Origin of the sequence: Phytopseudomonas flavescens, from assembly GCF_900100535.1 — a bacterium.
Lineage (GTDB): Bacteria > Pseudomonadota > Gammaproteobacteria > Pseudomonadales > Pseudomonadaceae > Aquipseudomonas > Aquipseudomonas flavescens.
In genome coordinates, this window is the sequence record NZ_FNDG01000019.1 from 47,499 (window position 1) to 70,148 (window position 22,650).

Genomic DNA, 22,650 nt, shown 5'->3' on the forward strand with positions numbered 1-22,650 from the left:
AACCACCTTACTGGCCCGATAACGAGGCAGCAGGTGGCCAAACACTCAATGCAGGGGAGAGCGTCATGCGCACCATCACGTTGCGTCGGAGTCTGGTCGCCTTGTTTGCCGCGGCCATTTCCTTCGGCGCCATTACCGCCGCACAGGCCGAGACCTTGCGGATCGGTTACCAGAAGTACGGCACCCTGGTGCTGCTCAAGGCCAAGGGCACGCTGGAGAAGCGCCTGGCCGACAAGGGCGTGGACGTCAAATGGACCGAGTTTCCCGGTGGCCCGCAATTGCTCGAAGGGCTCAACGTCGGTTCCGTCGACTTCGGGGTGACCGGTGAAACGCCGCCGGTGTTCGCCCAGGCGGCCGGTGCCGATCTGCTCTATGTCGCCTACGAGCCGCCAGCGCCGCACAGCGAGGCGATTCTGGTGCCCAAGGACTCGCCGCTCAAGTCGGTGGCCGAGCTGAAGGGCAAGAAGGTCGCCTTGAACAAGGGCTCCAACGTGCACTACCTGCTGGTGCGTGCCCTGGAGGATGCCGGTCTCAAATACAGCGATATCCAGCCCGTCTACCTGCCGCCGGCCGATGCCCGTGCGGCGTTCGAGCGTGGCAGCGTCGACGCCTGGGTCATCTGGGATCCCTTCCAGGCGGCCGCCGAACAGCAGTTGCAGGCACGTACCCTGCGTGATGGCGAAGGCCTGGTCGACAACCACCAGTTCTACCTCGCCACCAGATCCTATGCCGAGAAGAATCCGCAAGTCCTCCAGGCGCTGATCGAAGAAGTGCGTGCCGTGGGCGAAGACTCCAAGGCCGACCCGGAAAAGGTCACCGACCAGGTCGCCCCTCTGCTCGGCTTGCCGCGGGACATCACCGCCATTGCCGTCAAGCGTCAGGGCTACGGTGCCGCGCTTCTGACCCCGGAGGTGGTGGCGGCGCAGCAGAAGATCGCCGACACCTTCACCGAGCTGAAGCTGATCCCCAGGAAACTGAGCATCAAGGATGTGATCTGGGCTCGGCCAGATGGGCCGCCGGCTTCCCACGCGGCCGCTCAGAAAGCCCAGCAGTAAGGCATTCAGCTGCGTGGCCACGGGCCGCGCAGCGATCCCATCCCAAGGAGACCACTCCATGAGTCTGAACATCTTCTGGTTTCTGCCGACCCACGGCGACGGCCATTATCTCGGTACCTCGCAAGGGGCCCGTGCCGTCGACCACGGTTATCTGCAGCAAATCGCCCAGGCTGCCGACCGCCTCGGTTTCGGCGGCGTACTGATTCCCACTGGCCGTTCCTGCGAGGATTCCTGGCTGGTCGCCGCGTCGCTGATCCCGGTGACCCAGCGCCTGAAGTTCCTCGTCGCGCTGCGTCCGGGCATCATTTCCCCGACCGTGGCCGCCCGCCAGGCGGCGACCCTGGATCGCCTGTCCGGCGGCCGTGCACTGTTCAACCTGGTCACCGGCGGTGATCCGGACGAACTGGCGGGCGACGGCCTGAACCTGTCCCACGCCGAGCGTTACGAGGCATCCGTCGAATTCACCCGCATCTGGCGTCGCGTGCTGGAAGGCGAAGTGGTCGATTACGACGGCAAACACATCCAGGTGAAGGGCGCCAAGCTGCTTTACCCGCCAGTCCAGCAACCGCGTCCGCCGCTGTACTTCGGTGGCTCCTCGGAAGCCGCGCAGGATCTCGCCGCCGAACAGGTCGAGCTGTACCTGACCTGGGGCGAACCACCCGCTGCGGTGGCCGAGAAGATTGCCGCAGTGCGCGAGAAAGCCGCCGCCCAGGGGCGCGAAGTGCGCTTCGGCATCCGCCTGCACGTGATCGTCCGGGAAACCGTTGATGAGGCCTGGAAAGCCGCCGACAAGCTGATCGCCCACGTCGACGACGACACCATCGCCCGTGCCCAGGCGTCCCTGGCGCGTTTCGACTCGGTCGGCCAGCGACGCATGGCCGCCCTGCATGGTGGCAGCAAGGACAATCTGGAAGTGTCCGCCAATCTGTGGGCCGGCGTCGGCCTGGTGCGCGGCGGTGCCGGTACGGCGCTGGTCGGCGACGGCCCGACGGTCGCCGAGCGGGTCAAGGAATACGCCGCCCTGGGCATCGATACCTTCATTTTCTCCGGTTACCCGCACCTCGAAGAGTCCTATCGGGTCGCCGAACTGTTGTTCCCGCACCTGGATGTGAACCGTCCGGCGCTATCGGAAGGTGCGGGCTACGTGAGCCCGTTCGGTGAAATGGTCGCCAACGACATCCTGCCCAAGGCGGCGTCGGCCAGTTGAAACACGGCCGGGCGTGGATGCCCGGCCATCCCGTGATGATTGTTGAGGTATGAAATGAGCGACACGTCTTTCCATCGCCTGGCCCTGCGCCTGGCGCCCTGGGCACTGCCCGTGGCGCTGCTGGTCGCCTGGCAGGGCTCGGTCGCCCTGGGGCTGCTGTCCACGCGCATTCTGCCGGCGCCCAGCGCGGTGTTCGAGGCAGGCTGGCAGCTGCTGTCCAGCGGCGAGATCTGGACCCACCTGGCGATCAGCGGCTGGCGCGCAGGGGTTGGTTTCGCCATCGGCGGCGGCATCGGCCTGGCCCTGGGTTTCATCACCGGCCTGTCGAAATGGGGCGAGCGCCTGATCGACAGCTCGGTGCAGATGATCCGAAACGTGCCGCACCTGGCGCTGATTCCGCTGGTGATCCTGTGGTTCGGCATCGACGAGAGTGCGAAGATCTTTCTGGTCGCCCTCGGCACCCTGTTCCCGATCTACCTGAACACCTACCACGGCATCCGCAACGTCGACCCGGCACTGGTGGAAATGTCGCGCAGCTATGGTCTATCCGGCTTCGCGCTGTTCCGCCAGGTGATCCTGCCCGGTGCGCTGCCATCGATCCTGGTCGGTGTGCGCTTCGCCCTCGGCCTGATGTGGCTGACCCTGATCGTCGCCGAAACCATTTCCGCCAGCAGCGGCATCGGTTACCTGGCGATGAACGCCCGTGAATTCCTGCAGACCGACGTGGTGGTGCTGGCGATCCTGCTGTACGCAGTGCTGGGCAAGCTGGCCGATGTCGCTGCCCGGGGGCTGGAACGTATCTGGTTACGCTGGCATCCGGCCTACCAGGCCAAGGCAGGTGCAAGATGACGGCCTTGCACAGCCTCCAGCGGGGCACGCCGCTGACCATTCGCGGCATTCAGAAATCCTTCGGCGAGCGTCAGGTGCTCAAGGACATCGACCTGCGCATTCCTTCGGGCCAGTTCGTCGCCGTGGTCGGGCGCAGTGGCTGCGGCAAGAGCACGCTGCTGCGGCTGCTCGCTGGCCTCGACCAGCCCAGCGGTGGCGAGCTGCTGGCCGGCAATGGCCCGTTGGCGGCGACCCGCGAGGACACCCGCCTGATGTTCCAGGAAGCGCGGCTGCTGCCCTGGAAGCGGGTGATCGACAACGTCGGTCTCGGCCTTACCGGAGACTGGCGACCCAAGGCCCAGCAGGTGCTGGAAGCGGTCGGTCTCGGCGAGCGTGCCGACGAGTGGCCGGCGGCATTGTCCGGCGGCCAGAAGCAACGCGTGGCCCTGGCCCGTGCCCTGATCCATGAGCCCCGCCTGCTGCTGCTCGATGAGCCATTGGGTGCCCTGGATGCCCTGACCCGAATCGAAATGCAGCAACTGATCGAGAGCCTGTGGCAGAAGCACGGCTTCACCGTGCTGCTGGTCACCCACGATGTCAGCGAAGCCGTGGCGACCGCCGACCGGGTCATCCTGATCGAAGACGGACAGGTTGGCCTGGATCTGCAGGTGAACCTGCCGCGCCCTCGCAACAAGGGCTCGGCACGCCTCGCTTCGCTGGAGGCCGAGGTGCTCAACCGTGTTCTGCAACTGCCCGCGCTGCCACCGCAGCCGGATCCCGTTTCACCCCTCCCGACGCAATTGCGCTGGGCACTCTAACCCTGACTTCATGCCCCTGCCGGGGCCAATTGCTACCCTAGGAGACTCACCATGACCATCAAAGCCATCAACGTCCGTAACCAATTCAAAGGCACCATCAAGGAAATCGTCGAAGGTGACGTGCTGTCGGAGATCGACGTACAGACCGCCGCCGGCATCGTCACCTCGGTGATCACCACCCGTTCCGTGCGCGAGCTGGAACTGGGCGTGGGCAGCGAAGTGATCGCGTTCGTCAAGTCCACTGAGGTGTCCATCGCCAAGCTCTGATCGCTTCGCGCGGGAAAACGGCCGGCCTTGCGCCGGCCTTTTCACAGGTGCCCGATGGTGCCTGACAGAACCCTGGGAGATAGGGCGGACGCGACCACTGGTGTGTTCAACGGTGGTAACGGGTATTCGTAGGATGGACGACGCTTCGGCTACGCGGCCCGACCTCTCCACCGCTTAGTTATCGCGATGGTGGATGAAAAGAGCGTCATCCACCCTGCGGGATGACGTCTGCAGGGGGCATGTAGCAGATCGTGGACGGGTGCCTAGCGTTCTTCGCGCAGCTTGGCCATCTGCCGTTCGAGCAGCGCCGGATACGGATCGAGCAGGCGCTCCACGCAGCTGGCGCCCTCGGGGCTGGCGATGGCGCGGATGCGGGCGCGTTGGCGCAGGGTGGCATCCTCGCCGACGCGGCGTTCGACCAGCAGCAGGTTACGGCTGTGCTGGGACAGGGCCAGGGCATCCTGCGCGGTTTCGCTCAGCAGCAGGTCGCCCTGGCTCAGCCCCCGCAGTCCCTCGCCCAGGGTCAGACCGAGCTGCAGGTGCAGGGTGATGCCACTGTCGGCAACCTCGATCTGCAGGGCGTGGCCCAGGGCGCGTAGCAGTTCCCCACAGCAGATGGCGTGGGTCAGGTAGTCGTCCTGGCTGTCCTGATGATGGAACAGCATCAGGCTGCTGCCATCGTTGAGGGTATACAGCTGTGCCTTGTACAGCGTCGCGGCCTTGTCCAGGCAATTGCGGTAACTCTGCAGCAGCTCCATCAGGCGCGTGCGCGGCAATCGCCGCAATTGTTCCTGTGCGCCCAGTTGGACGGCCAGCACGGCGCTTTTCTGCGGCGCAGCAGGTGCTGCCGGAGTGCCGTGGGCGGGCGTCTCGTCGTGCTCATAGAGATCGGCGAAGGCATCGTCGTCATCGTCAGGCCCGCGGCTTGGTGGGTCGTAGTCGTCGGCATCGAAACGGCTGTCGCGCAGGTTACGGACCTGGAATGGCGGGTCGTCGCGACGATCCGGTTCTTCGTCGTCCTCGTCGTGCCGGAACTGCTCGTCCAGATCGTCGAGGTCGTCGAATTCAGGCTCCACTTCCGCTTTCGGCTCTGGCTTTACCGGCGCCAGGCGGGCTTGCATGTGGCGCGCCAGATCGCCGATTTCGTCCTGGCGATTGGCGCCTGGGGCGTAGTCATCTGGATCACGCAACCAGACACGCATCTGCATCAGCGGCGTGGAGATTTGCCGGCCAAGGCGCAGGCTCAATGACAGGGTCAGCGCCAGCAGAATCAGGCTGAGGATCCCCATGCTTTGCAGGCTGATGGTCATCGGCTGCTGGAATTGCTGCATGTCCAGGCTGATGCGCAACTGCCCGGCCATCACCTCCTGGAAGGTGATGGGCGTGGAGTACAGGCCTTCGGTTTCGCCGAGCATGCTCTTGCTCGGGCGCGTGCCGGCTTCCGCGAGAATACGGTTGTCGACGCTGTAGATGGCGGCGTGGGCCACCAGCGGGTTCTTCACCAGGTTGCCCAGCAGCACGTTGAGGCTGAGGATGTCGTTGGACACCAGCAACTCGGTCGCCGAGGCTGCCGTCTGCGTGATCAGGCTGCTGCCCAGGGCTTCTGCCTGCTGTTGCATGGCCTGCTTGAACTGCATGCCGATCACCCAGGCATAGATCACCAGCGCCATGGCCACCAGCAGCAAGCTGTGACTGACGATGCGCAATGCCAGCGGCACGCGACGTTGGCGCAATGCACGGAACAGCAGAAGGAAGAAGTTATCGGGCTTTACGGGGGCGGGCCGGTTCACAGAGCTCGGCTCTTGTCGACTGGAGATGCGGCGCAGTATAGCGAGCGACCTGCGCAGGGCAAAGCGCCGCGCGTGTTCGGGAAGCCTTGAAAGTGGTTAGAATGCGGGTTTTTCACCGGCCCTGCTGCACATCGCCGTTCGGCAGACCGTTCATAGTCCTGCGAGCTCCGGAGTACGCTTTGCGCGAAATCGTTCTGATCAACATGACCGGTGAGGATCGGCCCGGCCTCACGGCGGCCATCACCGGCGTATTGGCCCGAGGTGGCGTGAATGTCCTCGACATCGGCCAGGCGGTCATCCACGGCACCTTGTCATTCGGCATTCTGGTGGAAATTGCCGATGGCGGGCACGCCGCTTCGTTGCGCGAGGAGATTCTTGGCACCGCCCAGGGGCTCGACCAGCAGGTGCGCTTCACGACGCTGTCGGAGGACGACTATCAAGGCTGGGCGGCCGGCGGCCCTGCGCGCCACATCGTGACCCTGCTGAGCCGCCAGGTCACCGCCGAGCAGTTGCAGCGCGTCAGTGCGATCACTGCCAGGTACGGGTTGAACATCGAGCATATCGACCGCTTGTCTCGGCGTGTGCCACTGGGCGTGCCGGCCTCGCAGGGCAAGGGCTGCATCGAGTTTTCGGTTCGTGGCGACCCCAGCGATCCGGCTGCCCTGCGTGACGAATTTCTCCGCGTGGCCCAGGAGCTGAACGTCGATATCGCCTTCCAGGCCGATTCCCTGTTCCGCCGCCACCGTCGCCTGGCCGTGTTCGATATGGATTCCACGCTGATCGAAGCGGAAGTGATCGACGAACTGGCCAAGGCTGCCGGTGTCGGTGAGCAGGTAGCGGCAATTACCGAGCGGGCGATGCGTGGGGAACTGGATTTCCGTGCCAGCTTCAAGGAGCGCCTGGCGCTGCTGAAGGGACTGGATGTCGGCGTGCTGGACGAAATCGGCGCCTCGCTGCGCCTGACCGAAGGTGCCGAGAACCTGTTCGCCGAACTCAAGCGCCTGGGCTACAAGACCGCCATCCTGTCCGGCGGCTTCACCTACTTCGCCAGGCAGCTGCAGGCCAGGCTGGGCATTGACTACGTGTTCGCCAACGAGCTGGAAGTGCTCGATGGCAAGGTTACCGGTGTCGCCATCGAACCCGTCGTTGATGCGCAGCGCAAGGCTGACCTGCTGCGTGAGCTGGCGCATAAGGAAGGCTTGCGCCTGGAACAGACCATTGCCGTCGGTGATGGCGCCAATGACCTGCCGATGCTGGCCATCGCGGGGCTGGGGGTGGCATTCCGTGCCAAGCCGCTGGTCAAGCAGTCTGCCAGGCAGGCGATTTCCACCCTGGGCCTGGATGGTCTTCTCTACCTGCTGGGCATGCGCGACCGCGACGCTCGGCAGTAAGTGGGCTGCCGCGGGGTGGCCTGGCTACCCGCGGCTTCATTCGTCTGACGAGAAGTTGTAGTCCATCGCCTGGCTCGGGCCCTGCAGGTAGTAACCCTGGATGTAGCTCGTGCCGGCCTGCCACAGCGTGGCGAGCACGCTGGCGGATTCCACGAACGGCACGATGGTCAGTTTCGCCTGGCCGTGCAGGCTGGCCAGCATGGTCTTCAGCGCTTCCTGATTGCTCGGGTCGTTCAGGTCCTTGGCGAAGGAGCCATCTACCTTGACGAAGTCGACGGGCAGGTGCCGAAGCGTATTGAACGGATTCAGCGCGCAGCCGAACTGGCTCAGGGCGATGTGGCAGTGCAGATCCTTGAGGCCCAGCGCCAGCGTCTTCACCTGTTTCAGGTAGGTGATGGCATCCGGCTCGCTGAACTGGAACACCAAGGCATCGGACGGCAGACGCGCGGCTTTCAGGGCGACGCTGAGCCAGGGCAGCAGTGTCTGATCCTGCAGGCTGGCATTGGACAAGTGCACGAACAGACGTGTCGCGTGCCCTTTTGAGCGGTGGTCGGCGAGCAGCTTGATCGAACTGAGGATGACCCAGCGGTCGATCCTTTCACCCAGCCCCGTTTCCCTGGCCACGGCGAGGAATTCTCCCGGCGGGACTTCCTGGCCGGAGGGACTGAGCAGGCGCAGCAGCACCTCGTAGTGCTCGTGTTCATCGCCACGCAGGCTGATCACCGGCTGGAACAACAGGCGGAAGCTGTTCTGTTCCAGCGCCTGCTGCACCATGGCCACCACGCTGCCGCGGCTGGCTGCCGCGGCCAGTTCCTCGGCCGGGTCGAACAGCTTGAGGGTACCCGGCTCGTCGATCTGATCGGCGCAGCGTTGCGCGCGATCGATCACTTCCCCTGCCTTGGGCGTTGTCTCGTTGAGGCCGGCGACGCCGATCGACAGGGTGGTCTGCGCGGTGCGCCCGTTGATGTCGAACAGGTGCGTCTCGGCCTTGCGCAGCAGGGCCTCGAGTTGCGGGCGCTGCTGCTGCGGTGTCATACCCGCTTGCAGAACGGCGAACACATCGTCGCCGAAGCGCGCCAGATGGGCATCCTGCGGGAAATGCGTGCGCAGCATGCCGGCGAGATCGGTCAGCAGCAGATCGATGGCGCCAAGGCCCATTTCGGCAAGCAGGGCGGCATAGCGATCGACGCGAATGTAGGCCAGGCTCGCCGGCTGTTCGTCGTTGACCGCGCGGTGCGCTGCGGTATCCATCAGCTCGATGAAGTGGGCGCGGTTATATAGGCCGGTGACCAGATCCAGGCTGCTGATCTCTCGCAGCTTCTCTTCCAGTTCGGCATTGCCACTCTCGGCGCGGATCACTGCCTGGATGCAGGGTTCGCCGTCGTAGGCTGCAGGAGAGAGGGTGACGCGCGCCGAGAACGTGCTTTCGTCGGTGCGCACACCTGCACAGGACAACTCGTGATCGTCCAGATGCTGATAGTTTTTCAGGAAGTCCTTGAAGGCACCCTGGTCGGCGCTGCCGATCAGGTCGATCATCGGCAGGCCTTCCAGTTCTTCGGCGTCGTCGAAGCCGAACAGCTCGAGGTAGGCGCGGTTGGCATAGATGTGCATGCCGTCGTGCACATAGGCGATGGCATCCACCGAGCTGTCCAGCAGCAGCTGGCAGCGCTTCTCCGCTTCGCGCAGGGCCACTTCGGCGGCGCGGCGGGCGCGGCGTTCCTCGAGGTTGACCAGCTCGCGACGGGCCACCAGCACCAGGCGCTCGTCTTCGCCCTGAGGCAACGCATCCTGAGCGCCCAGCATCAGCGCCTCGGTGACGCTGTCGGGCTCGTTGTCGGCCAGCAGCAGGATGACCGGAATGTCCTTGCCCTGACGACGAATGCAGGAGAGCGCCTCGCGGGGCTCCAGGCATTCGCTGACGGGTGCGCAGATCAGCAGATCCCAATTGTGCTTGAGGGTCTCCAGCAGGTCCTGGATGGAGATCAGGCGGTGTACGCGGGTTGCATTGCCGGCATTGCGGAACAGGCTGACGAGGCGCTCGGCCTCGTTCTGCGAATCTTCGAGAATCAGCAGGCGGATGGTTTTCTTTTCGATGGCCATTAGCGAGATCGAGTCTGCGATGAGGCAGCAGAATAAGGCAGGGGATTTTTTCGCAATCTACAGCGACTTCCAGAGTGAGTCAAAATCTTCCTCCCCGGCCGGCCGGTGGCTTCCGGTGGCTGTGACGGCGGTCGCGTGATCCGCGATTTTCTGCTCCAGATCGTGATATTCGAACTGGCTGAAACTGCCGGTGCTGGTCTGTTTCTGGCTCAGCACCGCGCGACGTTCCTTACCGTTGATGTTGATCAGCACCTTGCTGCCTTCCTGGAATGGTAGCCGGGGGGTGATCAGCGTCGCCGGCCGGGAGATGGCGGCTATTTCCGGGAGCAGCAGGGCGCGCAGGTACTGGCTGTTCTGCTCGGCCTTGCGCACCAGTTGCAGGCCACAGGACTGTGCGTGCGGGGCGATCAGTTCGATGCCCATCTGCGTGCCGCCACCGCGCACCTGGCGGATCCAGCGCACCACGGCAACGCTCCAGCCCTGCTGGGGGGTGTCGCGAATGCCGAGCAGTTCGCCGGCCTGCAACTGGTTGGGCACTTCCTTGGGCCATGACAGGCAGTAGCCCCCCGGGCTGTGGTTGACGATCGCCAGGGTATGGCTCGGGTAGTTTTCGCCTGCGGCGGACGGCGACGGCTCCTGCTCATCGACCGGCTTGCGGTATTCGATTTCCTCGAACGGCAGGCCGTGCTCCCACTCGGAGCTGCGTTGGGCGTCCGGGGCACTGGACCAGATATCCGGTTCGCCGCTGACGGGTTTGAACGACGCGGTGGTGTCCACCGGCTGCTTGAGCAGCTCGCTGAATACCTTGCCGTTGGCCAGGTAGTAGTTCAACGCGCTCATGCCGATACACAGGGTCATGCTCCCGTTACCCTGGGTGCGCTGGAAGGTACGCTCGGAAATGTCGCCCCAGGCGGCCGCCGCGTGCTGCAGCATGTCGAGGGTGAAACCTTCCGGCACCTGCAGGCGGGACTGGCGTCGTTCCTCGGGCAGCCGTTGCAGATGATCCTTGATGGCGTCGACCAGCGGTGTAGGATCGATACCCAGGGCATTCTGCAGCTCGCTCGGCTGGAACAGCGAGGTATAGCGTGGCGGGCCGTCGAGCTGTGGCGCCACGGCGAAGATGCTCGACGGATCCGCTCCTGCCTGCAGATTGACCAGCGGGCTCCACGCCTCCAGCGCCTCGGCCAGGCGGGCAATGGCGCCCTGGCGCATCTGGTTGCAGCGCGAACAGCCGATCAGCAGCGCCACGATGTAGTTCTGCTCGACACTCAATCCCTGCGTATGGCGGGCCAGCGGGTCGCGGATCACCAGCTTGTGCAGGTTCTGCTGGCGCGCGATCAGGTAGAGCTGGTGCAGCTCCAGCCACAACCCCTCGGGAACCGGGCAATACAACTGGCTGGTACGGATCAATGGCCCATTGAGGCTGTGAACGGCACGCTGCAGCGCAGTGCCGAGCAGTGGGTTGCGCTCGCGGCTGGGCTGCGGTGCGAGGCGCGAAATGATCAGTTTGTAGCCAATCGCCAGGTGATTCTGCAGGGCCTGGCACAGGTTGGCCACTTTGCGTGGGCGTTCGTCGAGGACGATCGCCTGGTTGAGGAAGTGACGCTCCAGGTGCTGGCAGACGAAATACACCTCGGGTCGCAGCAACTCCAACAGTTGCAAGCGGTTTTCCGAAGCGGTCAGCAACTGGTTGAGTTCGATCAACGCCTGGTACAGCTGGCGTGCGGTCTCGCCGATATTGGCCTTGGGCAGGCCGGCGATCCAGCGCTTCAGGTCACGTGGCGTGGCGTCGCAGAAAGTCAGGCCCTGCTTGGTCGGCGTCGGGACGCGGAGCAAAAGGTGGGGGCTCTGTTTATCCATCAAACTTTCTTACTCCGGCGCCAGCATGCGAGCGAATCGTTCGTTAATCGTGAAGCGACTCTAGCAGCATCTGGCCATCGTCGCAGCCTTTGCGCCACTGATGGCAAAGGCTGCAGGCCAGGCTGCGGGTTCACTGGCCGAGCAATTGGCCCATGCGCACCGGGCTGTTGGCACCCAGTTCCGCGGCCCATTTCACCTGTTCCGGGCCGAACAGCACGATGGCGGTGGAGCCGAGCTTGAAGCGGCCCAGCTCCGCACCTTTCTCGAGGCTGATCGGTGCCCGGGCGGCCTCGTCGTAGCGCACGCTCTTCAATTCCCGCTTGGGCGGCGTGATCAGGCCGGCCCAGACGGTTTCGATCGAGGCGACGATCATCGCGCCAACCAGTACCACGGCCATTGGGCCGCGCTCGGTATCGAACAGGCAGACCACCCGCTCGTTGCGTGCGAACAGCTCGGGAACGTTTTCGGCGGTGGTCTGGTTCACCGAGAACAGGCGGCCAGGCACGTAGATCATTTCCTTCAGGGTGCCGGCCAGCGGCATATGGACGCGGTGGTAGTCCTTGGGAGACAGGTAGACGGTCGCGAAGTCGCCACCCATGAAGGGCGCGGCGCGCTCGCTGTCGCCGCCCAGCAGCTCGGTCACGCTGTAGCTGTGGCCCTTGGCCTGGAACACCCGGCCATGTTCGATGCGGCCGAGCTGGCTGACGGCGCCGTCGGCAGGGCAGAGCACCGCGCCTGGCAGGTTGTCCAGCGGGCGGGCGCCTTCCTTCAGGGCGCGGGTGAAGAATGCGTTGAAGTGCTCGAAGGCGGTCGGGTCCTCGATCTGCGCCTCGCTCATGTCGACCTGGTACTGCCTGGCGAACCAGGTGATCAGGCGGTTCTTGAACCAGGGCGCCCGGCATTCGGCTGCCTGGCCGATCAGGCGCGACAGCAGGTGGTGCGGGGTCAGGTACTGGCTGAGGATAAACAGGCGTTGTTTCATCTATATTCCTTGGCAGCCCGGCGTTCAGCGCCGGGCGCATGACAGGTGGACAGTCGGGTCGCACTCACTGTTCGACGGGTGTATCGGGAAGGTTGCCCCATTCGCTCCAGGATCCGGCATAGGCCTTGACCCGCGGATAGCCCAGGGCCTTGGCCACCAGATAGGTGAAGCCGGAGCGGCGGTGGCTCTGGCAGTGGGTGATGATTTCCTTGTCGGCGCTCAGGCCCAGCCGGTTCAACTGCTGGTCGATATCCTCGCGGATGCGCAGGCCGCGCGCGGGGTCCATGCCGGCTGTCCACTCGAAGTGAATGGCACCGGGAATATGACCACCCCGGGCTGCCTGGACCTTCTCGCCGCGGTATTCCTCCAGCGAGCGTGCGTCCCAGATGGCCAGGTCATCGGCACCCAGGCGCGCCTTCAGGTAGTCCAGGCTGGCGGTTGGCTCGTCACTCAGCGACAGTTGCACCGGCGTGCTTTTCGGCTCGGGGACATCCTGGCTGAGTGGGCGCTGTTCCGCTTCCCAGGCGGTCAGTCCGCCGTTGAGGAAGTGGTAGCGCGAGTGGCCGATCACATCCAGCAGCCAGATGAAGCGCCCGGCCCAGCCGCCACCTTCATCGTCATACACCACGTAGGTGGCGTCCGGGTGATGACCAAGCTCGCCGAACAACTGCTCCAGCGCCGCCCGCTCGGGCAGCAGGCCGGGGGCCGGGGGCCTGCCCCGTTGCGTACGTTTGCTGTCGACAAGGCGGGCGCCGGGAATATGCCCGGCCTGATAACGAGCGCTGCTACTCAAGTCGACCAGAATAAGGCTGGGTTCTTGCAGTCGCGTAGCCAGATCCGCCGGCTCGATGACCAGCGGCAGTTCATCGAAGGCTGTCATATGGGCCTCGTTGGCAAAAGTGGGAACGCGATTGTAGCGCAGCCGGGGCCGGGAATAATGCCGATACTCAGCGGCTGCGCTTGCTGAACGTGTCCAGAGCGCGCTCGATGCATTGTGCAGTCTTGGCGAAGGCATGCAGGGTGGTATCGCTGATCGGCTTGCCGTGCAGATCGGCGAGCAGGATCATCACCACCCGATCATTGCTCGCCAGGGAGCGGATCAGCAGGTGCTCGCTGGGCATCAGGGCTTTAAGGTCGCCGGGCAGCAGCGCGGAAAACTGAGCGATATTGGCGGGCGTCAGGCGCAGTTGTGCCGGGGCCTGCAACAGGCGGCGCAACACCTGGCTTGGTGCCGGGTCGATGGCCAGGCCGCTGGCACTCGCATCGACGCCCGCGTGCTGCTGCAGTTGCAGGCGACTGTGGTTGCGGTCGGCGAGCAGCATGAGCAGGCGTGACAGGCCGGTCGCCTGCAGCGCCTGGCGTGCACAGGTGGTGAGCTGTTGCACGTTGCTGAATGCGCTGGGCTGGGCGAGCAGTTGCGTACAGCATTGTCGCCACTCGTCGGGCTGGGTAGCCGGCCCTGGCTTGGCGACCTCGAAGTGCCGCACGTTCCAGGGCCACAGCAGCGCCTCGGCAGGATGCCAGAGGCCGGAAATGTCCAGTTGCCGCGCGCTCTGCACGGCATTCTGGTGAATATGCTGATGCAGCTGCGGCAAGGGCATCTGCAGGTACAGGCTGTTGAGCCGTTGCCAGCGTCGGGTATGGCCGCCGCTCCAGGCATTGTGCGCCGACACGGCCAGCACATTGGCCAGCAGGATGCTGTTGGCCGGCTGGGTAAGCCAGCGCTGCAGGGTTGGATCGGCATCCAGTTCCTGCTGCTGGCGCAGCGGATCATCGTGCTGGCGGGCGAGGCGCAGTGCCTTGGCGAGCAGGCGCCGGTCGCTGACCAGCAACCGATAGCCCTGAATGATCCAGGCCGGCAGACGCCACTGCTCGGCCAGTGCCAGGCACAGCTCGAACAGCGGGATGCCCAGCAGCTCGCGCTCGACGCGAACAGGCGGCTCGCCCTTGATCAGCACGCGCTGCTCCCAGGCGTCGAAGAGCTGGGGGTAGGCCGCCAGCAGCACCCACACGGGAGAAAGGAACAGCAGGCTGCCCCAGTGGATTTCCTGCCACAGCCTGGCAAGGCGCGCGGCGAACAGACCATTGGCCTGCTGCGCGGCGTGCTGGCTGATCAGCTGGATCTGACGCAACGGCTGGGGAATGTCGGCGACCGCCTTGGCGGGGATCCGTATCAGCAGCTCCTCGGCGCGCTTGAGGCCCAGGCGATTGAGCGCCGTCTCCAGGCTTTCCGCCGCCTCCCCCAAGTTATCGCCCTTGCGATTGGCTTCACGCAGTACGCACAGCACCAGCGCCGGACTATCCTGCATCAGGTCGGCGATCTCGCGCAGCGAGCGGCGGCTGTCCGCCAGTGCGCGGCGCACCTGCTGGTGATGCCGGGTCGCAATGGGCAGTACCTGGCCGTCCAACTGCTTGAGCCAGGCCTCGAGGGTGCGCGGTAACGGCGTGCTTGCGACCATGGGGATATGCCAAAATGGCTTTTTTTAGACTTAACTGACTATAGTCTCGCGCATCTCTTCCGATAAGGAGAAGGGTTGTTTCGCGCGCCCACCCTTTCTTTTCACTTTCGTAAGTTTTTTCTATGGCCAAAATCATCGGCATCATCGTTGTCTTCGCCTGCGTCTTCGGCGGTTTTGTCGCGTCTGGCGGCCATCTCATGGCCCTGGTGCATCCTTTCGAAGTGCTGATCATCGGCGGTGCCGCGCTGGGGGCGTTCCTGCAGGCCAACCCGGGCAGCATGTTCATGACCGTCTTCAAAAAGTCGTTGAAGATGTTCAAGTCGCGCTTCACCCATGATTACTACCTGGAAGTGCTGCGCCTGCTCCACGAGATTCTCAACAAGGCCCGTCGCGAGGGCATGATGGCCATCGAAGCCGATCTCGAGGATCCCGCCGCCAGCCCGATCTTCAGCAAATACCCCGCGGTGCTGGGCGACGAGCGGATGGTCGCGTTCATCTGCGATTACCTGCGCATCATGTCCTCGGGCAACATGGCGCCCCACGAGCTCGAAGGGCTGTTCGACATGGAGCTGGTTGGCCTCAAGGAGGAACTCGAGCATCCCGCCCATGCCGTGGCCAAGATCGCCGACGGTATGCCGGCGATGGGGATCGTCGCCGCAGTACTGGGTATCGTGATCACCATGTCGATCCTCGCCGAAGCGGATAACGCGCAGATCGGCGAGAAGGTCGGCACCGCGCTGGTCGGTACATTCCTTGGCATTCTCGCCTCCTATGGCTTCTTCGGGCCACTCTCCTCTGCGCTCGAGCACGACGCCAAGGAAGAGCTGAACGTCTACGAAGCCATCAAGGCGGGCCTGGTCGCTTCTGCTTCCGGGATGCCGCCGTCGCTGGCGGTTGAGTTCTCGCGCAAGACCCTCTACCCGGCGCACCGCCCAAGCTTCAGTGAGCTTGAACAGGCAATGCGCGGGAACTAAGCACCATGGAAAACAACCAGCCGATCATCGTCAAGCGGGTCAAGAAGGTCGCTGGGGGCCACCACGGTGGTGCCTGGAAGATCGCCTTCGCCGACTTCGCCACGGCCATGATGGCCTTCTTCATGGTGATGTGGCTGATGTCCTCGGCAACCCCGGAGCAGAAGAAACTGATCTCCGGCTATTTCAAGGATCCCATCGGTTTTTCCGAGAGTGCCAGCCCCTATGTGATCGACCTGGGTGGCTCACCGACACCGTCGCCGGATCGCACCCTCAACGACCAGCCCAAGGATTCGCCGGGCGAACAGGCCGATACCGACCCCAAGGATCCGGCCGAGCTGGATGCCGAGCAGGCCGAAGCCAAGGCCGAGGAGGTCGAGCGCGAGCGTCTTGAACTGTTGCTCGAGGAATTGCAGAACAAGGTCGAGCAGGATCCGCAGTTGCAGCGCTTCAAGGATCAGATCCTCTTCGAAATCACCCAGGATGGTTTGCGCATTCAGATCGTCGATGCCGAGAACAGGCCGATGTTCGCCCTGGGCAGCGCTCAGTTGCAGCCCTATTTCGAAGACATCCTGTTCACGCTGACCGACACCATCAAGGCGGTACCGAACAAGATCAGCATCAGCGGCCACACCGACGCCAAGCCCTTCGCCGGCGCCGGCGGTTTCGGCAACTGGGAGCTGTCGGCCAATCGTGCCAACGCCGCGCGCCGGGTGCTGATCGGCGCTGGCTACGACGATGCCCAGGTAGCGCGGGTGGTCGGTTATGCATCCTCGGCGTTGTTCGACCGTGATGACCCGTTGAACCCGGTCAATCGCCGCATTGATATCGTGGTGCTGACCAAGAAGGCCCAGCGCAACATCGAAGGTGAGCAGGGCGGCGGTGAGCTGGCGCCCGATCCGGCAGCGGACGCGCCAGCGGGAAGCGCTGCACCGGCCTCGCCGGCTGGCGCACCGTTATCCAGCGATCAGGTGCGCGAGCGGCTGAACATCTTCGAGGATGGCACGCTGAAGACGGACCAGCCCAAGGAGTGACCCGCTTGGCGGGCCGATGTCTCGGGGGTGGCGAGCGCCTGGCCGCTGCCCCGTCTTCCTTCTCAGGGCGCTGCAGCCTCGCTCAGTACTCCGGCTCCGGCAGGCTGGCCAGAATATGCCGGTAGCTGTTCATCCTCTGCGGCTGGATGCGCCCGTCCTGCAGGGCAGCGAGCAGCGCGCACCCCGGCTCGCGGTCGTGCTTGCAGTCGCGGAAGCGGCAATGCCCGAGCAGTTCGGCGAACTCGATGAAGCCCGCCTCCACGTCATCACGGCTGACATGCACCAGGCCGAATTCACGGATGCCCGGTGAGTCGATCAACTGGCCGCCGCCGGGAAAATGGAACAGCCGTGCCGTGGTGGTGGTATGGGTGCCCTTGCCGGTCAGCTCGGACAATGCCCCAACCCGTGTCTCGACGCCCGGCAGCAGGCTGTTGACCAGCGAGGACTTGCCCACGCCGGACTGGCCGACGAATACGCTGATATTGCCATCGAGCTGCTGCTTGAGCTGTTCCATGCCGTCACCCTCCAGGGCGGACACTTCCAGCACCGGGTAACCCAGCTGGCGGTAAACGCCGAGCAGGACGTTCAGCGCCGGTTCGTTCTGCGCATCGATCAGGTCGGCCTTGTTGAGCAGCAGCAGCGGGCGGATGCCGGCATGCTCGGCCGCGACCAGATAGCGATCGATCAGGTTGGCATGGGGTTCCGGTAGCGGCGCGAAGACGATGACGATCAGGTCGACGTTGGCTGCCACCGGTTTCAACTGGCCGCGGGTATCCGGGCGGCACAGCTCGGTATCGCGCGGCAGTTGCGCGACGATCACGCCGATTCCCTGATTGCCGGGGCGCCATACCACGCGGTCGCCGGTGACCAGGGTCGGCAGGTTGGCGCGCAGGTGGCAGCGGAATACCTGGCCCGACAGCTCGCCGTCCGTGGCTTCGACTTCCACCTGCACACCGAAGTGAGCGATCACCAGGCCGGTCTGTTCCGAGCCCAGGTCGCCGCCTTCCAGGGTTTCCACCACGCGGGATTCGCGTTTGGCCGCACGGGCGGCACGTTCACCCTGGATCTTTTCGATGCGCCAGTTTTGCCGGCGGTTGAGTTGGCGTTTGGCCATGGGGCTTCCGAGTTTGTGATGCGCTGAAAACGATGGCGAGTCTAGCATGTCTGTAGGGGCGGAAATTTCTTCATGGCAGCGCTAGACTGGCCGTCCGCCCCACCATAGAGCCTCATGGGCATGGCTGTCTCCTACCACGCGCTGCACCGGCTGGGTGAGCGTTACCCGGCGTTGCTGGCTTTGCTGATCCAGCTTGTCGTGACCCTGTGCATGGGGCTGGCAGTCGTCGCTTTCGCGCACTTCTCCAATTGGCGCCCGAGCCTGCTGGCGGCTGGTCTGCTGCATGGCCTGCTGTCAGCCGGCCTGGCCCGCTGGCTCGGGTTGTCGCGCTGGTGGTGGTGGCTGAACCTGGCATTCGTGCCCGGCCTGTTGCTGGCCAGCGGGGCGCCGTTGCCGTCCTGGCTGTTTCTGCTCGGTTTCCTGCTGTTATTGCTGCTCAACTGGAACAGTTTCGGCGAGCGGGTGCCGCTGTATCTCACGGGTGCAGGCAGCCGCCGCGAACTGGCACGGTTGCTCGAGGAGCGTGGCGAGCGCTTCGCTTTCGTCGACCTCGGCTGTGGTCCGGCGGGTACCCTGCTGTGGCTGGCGCGACGTTTTCCCCATGCACGCTTCACTGGCGTGGAGACCGCGCCACTCTCCTATGCCATCGCGCGCCTGCGCAGTCTCGCCCAGCCCAATTGCCGGATTCGTTACCAGAACCTCTGGCACAGCGACCTGGCCACGGTGGATGTCGCCTACTGCTTCCTGTCTCCTGCGCCCATGCCGGCGTTGTGGAGAAAGGCCAGTGCCGAACTGCCGGCAGGAGCCTGGCTGATCAGCAACACCTTCGACATTCCCGGGGTGGCGGCGCAGCGTGTGGTGGCGCTGAAGGACTGGCGTGATTCGCGCCTGCTGCTCTGGGAGATGGACGACGAGCAGGGCGCGCCGATTGCGTAGGGTCTGTTGACCGTCCCGCGCGAGCCGAAGGGCTCCGGCGCAGCCGTGCGTGAAACGTCAACAGGCCCTAGAATGGCGGCTCTATAGAGGAGCGCAGCATGCAGAATCCACAGAACCTGATCTGGATCGACCTGGAAATGACCGGTCTCGACCCCGAGACGGACGTGATCATCGAAATGGCCACCATCGTCACCGACACCGAGCTGAACGTGCTGGCCGAGGGCCCGGTGATCGCCGTGCACCAGAGCGATGAACGCTTGGCCGCCATGGACGAGTGGAACACCCGTACCCATGGTGACAGCGGTCTCACCCAGCGGGTTCGCGAGAGCCGTATCCGCCAGGCCGAAGCCGAGGCGCAGACCATCGCCTTCCTGGAAAAGTGGGTGCCGAAAGGCAAGTCGCCGATCTGCGGCAACAGCATCGGTCAGGACCGCCGCTTCCTCTACCGCTACATGCCGGCCCTGGAAGCCTACTTCCATTATCGCTACCTGGATGTCTCGACCCTGAAGATCCTTGCCGAGCGCTGGGCGCCCGGAGTCAAGGACGGCTTCCTGAAAAAGGGCAGCCATCAGGCGCTGGACGATATCCGCGAGTCGATCGCCGAGCTCAAGTACTACCGTCAGCACCTGCTCAAGGTTTGACGGCCTCGGCTGCAGGCATCAGCTGCCGTGGCCAGCTCGTAGCCGGGTTAGCCGAAGGCGTGACCCGGGAATGTTGGACGCCTGTAATGCCCTGGGTATGGGATGACGGTGCTAGGCGCGTCTGGCATGTTGTTCCAGCGCCCACTGCACGTGTTCGCGCACCAGCTCCGACGGATACTCGCGGCGGGCTTGCAGTGCCTCCAGCACGGGAATGCTCGACGGTGCGTTGCCCAGGCCGACGGCCAGGTTACGCAGCCAGCGTTCGTAGCCGGCGCGGCGCAGCGGTGAGCCTTCGGTACGGCTGAGAAATTCCTCCTCGCTCCAGCGAAACAGCTCGGCCAGCTCGGCGTTGTCGAGGCTATGCCGTGGCTGGAAGTCACCCTGCTCGGTGGCTTTGGCGAAGCGGTTCCAGGGGCAGACCATCTGGCAGTCGTCGCAGCCGAACACGCGGTTGCCGATGGGCGCGCGCAGATCCTCCGGGATCGGGCCTTTCAGTTCGATGGTCAGGTAGGAAATGCAGCGCCGTGCATCGAGCACGTAGGGGCCGACGAAGGCGGCTGTCGGGCAGACGTCCAGGCAGGCGCTGCAGCGTCCGCAGTGTTCGCTGCCGTGTGGGGCGTCCTCGGGTAGCGGGATGTCGACGAACAGTTCGCCGAGAAAGAAGTAGCTGCCGGCCTTGCGATTGAGCACCAGGGTGTTCTTGCCGATCCAGCCAAGGCCCGATTGTTCGGCAATGGCCTTTTCCAGCACGGGTGCGCTGTCGACGAACGCGCGGTAGCCGAATGGCCCGATGGTCTGCTGGATGCGTTCGGCCAATTGTTGCAGGCGTTTGCGAATCAGCTTGTGATAGTCGCGGCCCAGGGCGTAGCGGGAAACGTAGGCTTTTTCAGGCTCCTGCAGTCGCTGCGCCATCTGCGTGTCGCTGGGCAGGTAATCCATGCGCAGCGAGACCACCCGCAGGGTGCCGGGCACCAGCTCATCCGGATGGGAACGTTTGCGGCCATGTGCGGCCATATAGTCCATCTCGCCCTGGTAGCCGGCCTCCAGCCAGCGCTGCAGGTGCGCCTCGTGTTCGCCCAGCTCCAGGCCGCTGATGCCAACCTGCTGGAAGCCCAGTTCGCGCCCCCAGTCCTTGATGGACTGGGCGAGGCTGGTGAGGTCAAGGGGGGCGTCGGTCATGCTGGGCGGGAATCTGGAATAGTCGACGTATAATTCTGCCAGACATCGGAGCACAGGCATGCGGCATTCATCAGACGATCTTCCCGTTGCGCTCTACAGCGCCGCCCAGGTACGTGCGCTGGATGCCGAGCTGATCGCTGCCGGTACGCCTGGTTTCGTGCTCATGCAGCGTGCCGCACACGCCATCTGGCGGGCCCTGCGCCGCAGTTGGCCGGATGCCGGTGCGGTCACCGTGCTGGCCGGGCATGGTAATAATGCCGGTGATGGTTATCTGCTGGCGGCACTGGCAGTGCGTGCCGGGTGGCAGGTTCGCGTGCTGGCAGTGGCCGACTCGCAGCCCCTGCAGGGCGACGCGGCGCTGGCGCGCGATGAGGCCCTGGCCACCGGTGTCGAGGTGCTTGCCTGGGCGCCAGAGCGCGAGGCGCAGGGCGTGCTGGTCGATGCGCTGCTCGGCACCGGGCTGGCAGGTGCCGTGCGCGAGCCTTACGCGGCAGCCATCGAATGGATGAATCGCAGTGGCTGTCCCGTACTGGCGGTGGATATCCCTTCGGGTATCTGCGCCGATACCGGCCAGGTACTCGGCGTCGCGGTAACCGCCCAGCTCACCGTGACCCTGATCGGTTTGAAAGTCGGCCTGTTCCTTGGCCAGGCGCTCGACCATGTCGGCCGTTTGCTGTTCGACGACCTGCAGGCCGACGCGCAGATCGTCGCCAATCAGCCAGGCGTTGCGCAGCGGCTGGTCGGCGCGGCCCTGCCGCAGTTGCCAGCACGGCAGCCCACCACCCACAAGGGCCGGCTTGGCCATGTGCTGGTGGTCGGCGGCGATCACGGTACCGGCGGCGCTGCGCTGCTGTCGGCGCAGAGTGCCCTGCGCAGCGGTGCCGGTATGGTTTCCCTGGCGACTCGCAGCGAGCATATCGGTGCTGCACAAAGCCGGCTGCCGGAAGTGATGAGCCTGGCGGTCGCCTCGGCCAATCAGTTGCATGCGCTTGGCGGCCGAGTCACCGTGTGGGTCGTCGGCCCCGGCCTCGGCCAGAATGCCTGGGCGCGCAGCCTGCTGTCGGCTGCAGCGGCGTCGCAGGCTGCACAGGTGTGGGACGCCGATGCCCTCAATCTGCTTGCCTCTGGCGCCGTGAGCATCTCGCCGGGCATGGTGATCACCCCGCATCCCGGAGAGGCCGCGCGTCTGCTCGGTATCTCGACGCAGGCCTTGCAGGCTGATCGTCCGGCTGCGGCCAGGGACCTGGCCCAGCGCTTCCGGGCTATCTGCGTATTGAAAGGCGCCGGCACGCTGATCGCCGACCCGACGGGGCGCTTGCTGGTCTGCGACCGAGGCGACCCGGTGATGGCCGGTGCTGGCCTGGGGGATGTGCTGGCCGGGCTGATCGGTGCGCTGATCGCTCAGGGGGGCACGGCATGGCAAGCCGCCTGCCTGGGTGTCTGGCTGCATGCCGGGGCAGGAGAATACCTGGCAGAAAAAGGAAATGGCCTGGCGGCCAGCGATCTGTGCGACGCTATCCGCCATTTGTTACAGGAGCGAGCCGCTTGTCGGAAATAGAACTGTTCGCCGCCGATGAGGACGCCATGCTGGCGCTCGGCGCGCGCATCGCCAAGGTCACCGAAGGACGTGGGGTGATCCACCTCGAAGGCGACCTCGGCGCGGGCAAGACCACGCTCTCGCGCGGCATGTTGCAGGGGCTGGGCCACCATGGCGCGGTCAAGAGCCCGACGTTCACCCTGGTCGAGCCCTACCAGATCGGTTCCTTCCGTGCCTTTCATTTCGACTTGTACCGGCTGGTCGATCCCGAGGAGCTGGAGTTCCTCGGAATCCGCGACTACTTCGACGGCGACGCCCTGTGCCTGATCGAGTGGCCGCAGCGGGGTGTGGGCATTTTGCCAAAGGCCGACCTGGACATTACCATTACCCCGCGAGCGGGTGGCCGCTCGCTGCTACTTCGCGGCCATGGCGCGATGGGTGATAGCTGGTGTGCCGAATTGGCTGCCAGAGCATGAACAAG

Annotated in this window: 20 protein-coding genes; 12 read left to right on the forward strand and 8 right to left on the reverse strand. The window is 64.7% G+C overall.

The features are described 5' to 3' along the window. Nucleotides 1-65 precede the first annotated feature (65 nt). From BLR94_RS20850 to BLR94_RS20870, 5 genes are read left to right on the forward strand one after another with little or no spacing between them, the layout of a single operon-like run. On the forward strand, nt 66-1,055 hold the full coding sequence (locus BLR94_RS20850) for a sulfonate ABC transporter substrate-binding protein (protein ID WP_084308415.1): 990 nt from the start codon (nt 66-68) through the stop codon (nt 1,053-1,055). 58 nt (nt 1,056-1,113) lie between these two features. Beyond that, nucleotides 1,114-2,262: an FMNH2-dependent alkanesulfonate monooxygenase gene (gene ssuD, locus BLR94_RS20855; protein ID WP_084308414.1), complete on the forward strand. Its 1,149-nt coding sequence runs from the start codon at nt 1,114-1,116 to the stop codon at nt 2,260-2,262. Nucleotides 2,263-2,316: 54 nt separating this feature from the next. Further along, nucleotides 2,317-3,111 (forward strand): aliphatic sulfonate ABC transporter permease SsuC, encoded by a 795-nt coding sequence (gene ssuC / locus BLR94_RS20860; RefSeq protein ID WP_084308413.1) that lies wholly within the window; start codon nt 2,317-2,319, stop codon nt 3,109-3,111. After that, a complete protein-coding gene (gene ssuB / locus BLR94_RS20865; RefSeq protein WP_084308412.1) occupies nt 3,108-3,908 on the forward strand; it encodes an aliphatic sulfonates ABC transporter ATP-binding protein in 801 nt (266 codons plus the stop codon). Before ssuC ends, ssuB begins: the two co-directional genes overlap by 4 nt. A 51-nt stretch (nt 3,909-3,959) precedes the next feature. Beyond that, on the forward strand, nt 3,960-4,175 hold the full coding sequence (locus BLR94_RS20870) for a TOBE domain-containing protein (RefSeq protein WP_013793202.1): 216 nt from the start codon (nt 3,960-3,962) through the stop codon (nt 4,173-4,175). Between the two features lie 263 nt (nt 4,176-4,438). Here BLR94_RS20870 and BLR94_RS20875 read toward each other — a convergent pair whose 3' ends face one another. Continuing rightward, nucleotides 4,439-5,965 carry an AhpA/YtjB family protein gene (locus BLR94_RS20875; RefSeq protein ID WP_084308411.1) on the reverse strand — a complete coding sequence of 509 codons (1,527 nt, stop codon included), beginning with the start codon at nt 5,963-5,965 and terminating at the stop codon, nt 4,439-4,441. A 179-nt stretch (nt 5,966-6,144) separates the two neighbouring features. Between BLR94_RS20875 and serB the strand changes: the two genes are divergently transcribed. Next, nucleotides 6,145-7,356, forward strand: a complete 1,212-nt coding sequence (serB, locus tag BLR94_RS20880; RefSeq protein WP_084308410.1) for a phosphoserine phosphatase SerB — start codon at nt 6,145-6,147, stop codon at nt 7,354-7,356. A 36-nt stretch (nt 7,357-7,392) separates the two neighbouring features. On the opposite strand, the gene BLR94_RS20885 is transcribed toward serB, so the two are convergent. The 5 genes from BLR94_RS20885 to BLR94_RS20905 form a co-directional block, all read right to left on the reverse strand. Then, nucleotides 7,393-9,456, reverse strand: coding sequence for an EAL domain-containing response regulator (locus BLR94_RS20885; RefSeq protein ID WP_084308409.1), 2,064 nt, complete (start codon nt 9,454-9,456; stop codon nt 7,393-7,395). A gap of 57 nt (nt 9,457-9,513) precedes the next feature. Then, nucleotides 9,514-11,316: a molecular chaperone gene (locus tag BLR94_RS20890; protein WP_084308408.1), complete on the reverse strand. Its 1,803-nt coding sequence runs from the start codon at nt 11,314-11,316 to the stop codon at nt 9,514-9,516. A 130-nt stretch (nt 11,317-11,446) separates the two neighbouring features. Continuing rightward, nucleotides 11,447-12,298 carry an archaetidylserine decarboxylase gene (gene asd / locus BLR94_RS20895; protein WP_084308407.1) on the reverse strand — a complete coding sequence of 284 codons (852 nt, stop codon included), beginning with the start codon at nt 12,296-12,298 and terminating at the stop codon, nt 11,447-11,449. Between the two features lie 64 nt (nt 12,299-12,362). Beyond that, a complete protein-coding gene (locus BLR94_RS20900) occupies nt 12,363-13,178 on the reverse strand; it encodes a rhodanese-like domain-containing protein (protein ID WP_084308406.1) in 816 nt (271 codons plus the stop codon). 67 nt (nt 13,179-13,245) lie between these two features. Next, nucleotides 13,246-14,757, reverse strand: coding sequence for an HDOD domain-containing protein (locus BLR94_RS20905; protein ID WP_084308405.1), 1,512 nt, complete (start codon nt 14,755-14,757; stop codon nt 13,246-13,248). A 122-nt stretch (nt 14,758-14,879) separates the two neighbouring features. Here BLR94_RS20905 and motA point away from each other — a divergent pair, with 122 nt between their 5' ends. Together motA and motB are read left to right on the forward strand one after the other, a co-directional pair. Beyond that, a complete protein-coding gene (motA, locus tag BLR94_RS20910) occupies nt 14,880-15,731 on the forward strand; it encodes a flagellar motor stator protein MotA (protein ID WP_084308404.1) in 852 nt (283 codons plus the stop codon). Nucleotides 15,732-15,736: 5 nt separating this feature from the next. Continuing rightward, entirely contained in the window at nt 15,737-16,762 is a 1,026-nt protein-coding gene (gene motB / locus BLR94_RS20915; RefSeq protein ID WP_084308403.1) for a flagellar motor protein MotB, read from the forward strand. Between the two features lie 82 nt (nt 16,763-16,844). Here motB and rsgA read toward each other — a convergent pair whose 3' ends face one another. Then, a complete protein-coding gene (gene rsgA / locus BLR94_RS20920; RefSeq protein WP_084308402.1) occupies nt 16,845-17,876 on the reverse strand; it encodes a small ribosomal subunit biogenesis GTPase RsgA in 1,032 nt (343 codons plus the stop codon). 120 nt (nt 17,877-17,996) lie between these two features. Here rsgA and BLR94_RS20925 point away from each other — a divergent pair, with 120 nt between their 5' ends. Together BLR94_RS20925 and orn are read left to right on the forward strand one after the other, a co-directional pair. Further along, nucleotides 17,997-18,812, forward strand: a complete 816-nt coding sequence (locus BLR94_RS20925) for a class I SAM-dependent methyltransferase (RefSeq protein WP_084308430.1) — start codon at nt 17,997-17,999, stop codon at nt 18,810-18,812. A gap of 98 nt (nt 18,813-18,910) precedes the next feature. Then, complete coding sequence (orn, locus tag BLR94_RS20930; RefSeq protein ID WP_084308401.1) at nt 18,911-19,453, forward strand: oligoribonuclease; 543 nt, start codon at nt 18,911-18,913, stop codon at nt 19,451-19,453. A 111-nt stretch (nt 19,454-19,564) separates the two neighbouring features. On the opposite strand, the gene queG is transcribed toward orn, so the two are convergent. Beyond that, on the reverse strand, nt 19,565-20,632 hold the full coding sequence (gene queG, locus BLR94_RS20935; RefSeq protein ID WP_084308400.1) for a tRNA epoxyqueuosine(34) reductase QueG: 1,068 nt from the start codon (nt 20,630-20,632) through the stop codon (nt 19,565-19,567). A gap of 58 nt (nt 20,633-20,690) precedes the next feature. On the opposite strand from queG, the gene BLR94_RS20940 reads away from it, so the two are divergent. Next, the gene (locus BLR94_RS20940) at nt 20,691-22,190 is read left to right on the forward strand and encodes an NAD(P)H-hydrate dehydratase (RefSeq protein ID WP_084308399.1); all 1,500 of its coding nucleotides are present in this window, start codon (nt 20,691-20,693) and stop codon (nt 22,188-22,190) included. Then, complete coding sequence (gene tsaE / locus BLR94_RS20945) at nt 22,178-22,645, forward strand: tRNA (adenosine(37)-N6)-threonylcarbamoyltransferase complex ATPase subunit type 1 TsaE (protein ID WP_084308398.1); 468 nt, start codon at nt 22,178-22,180, stop codon at nt 22,643-22,645. Before BLR94_RS20940 ends, tsaE begins: the two co-directional genes overlap by 13 nt. Nucleotides 22,646-22,650 lie beyond the last annotated feature (5 nt).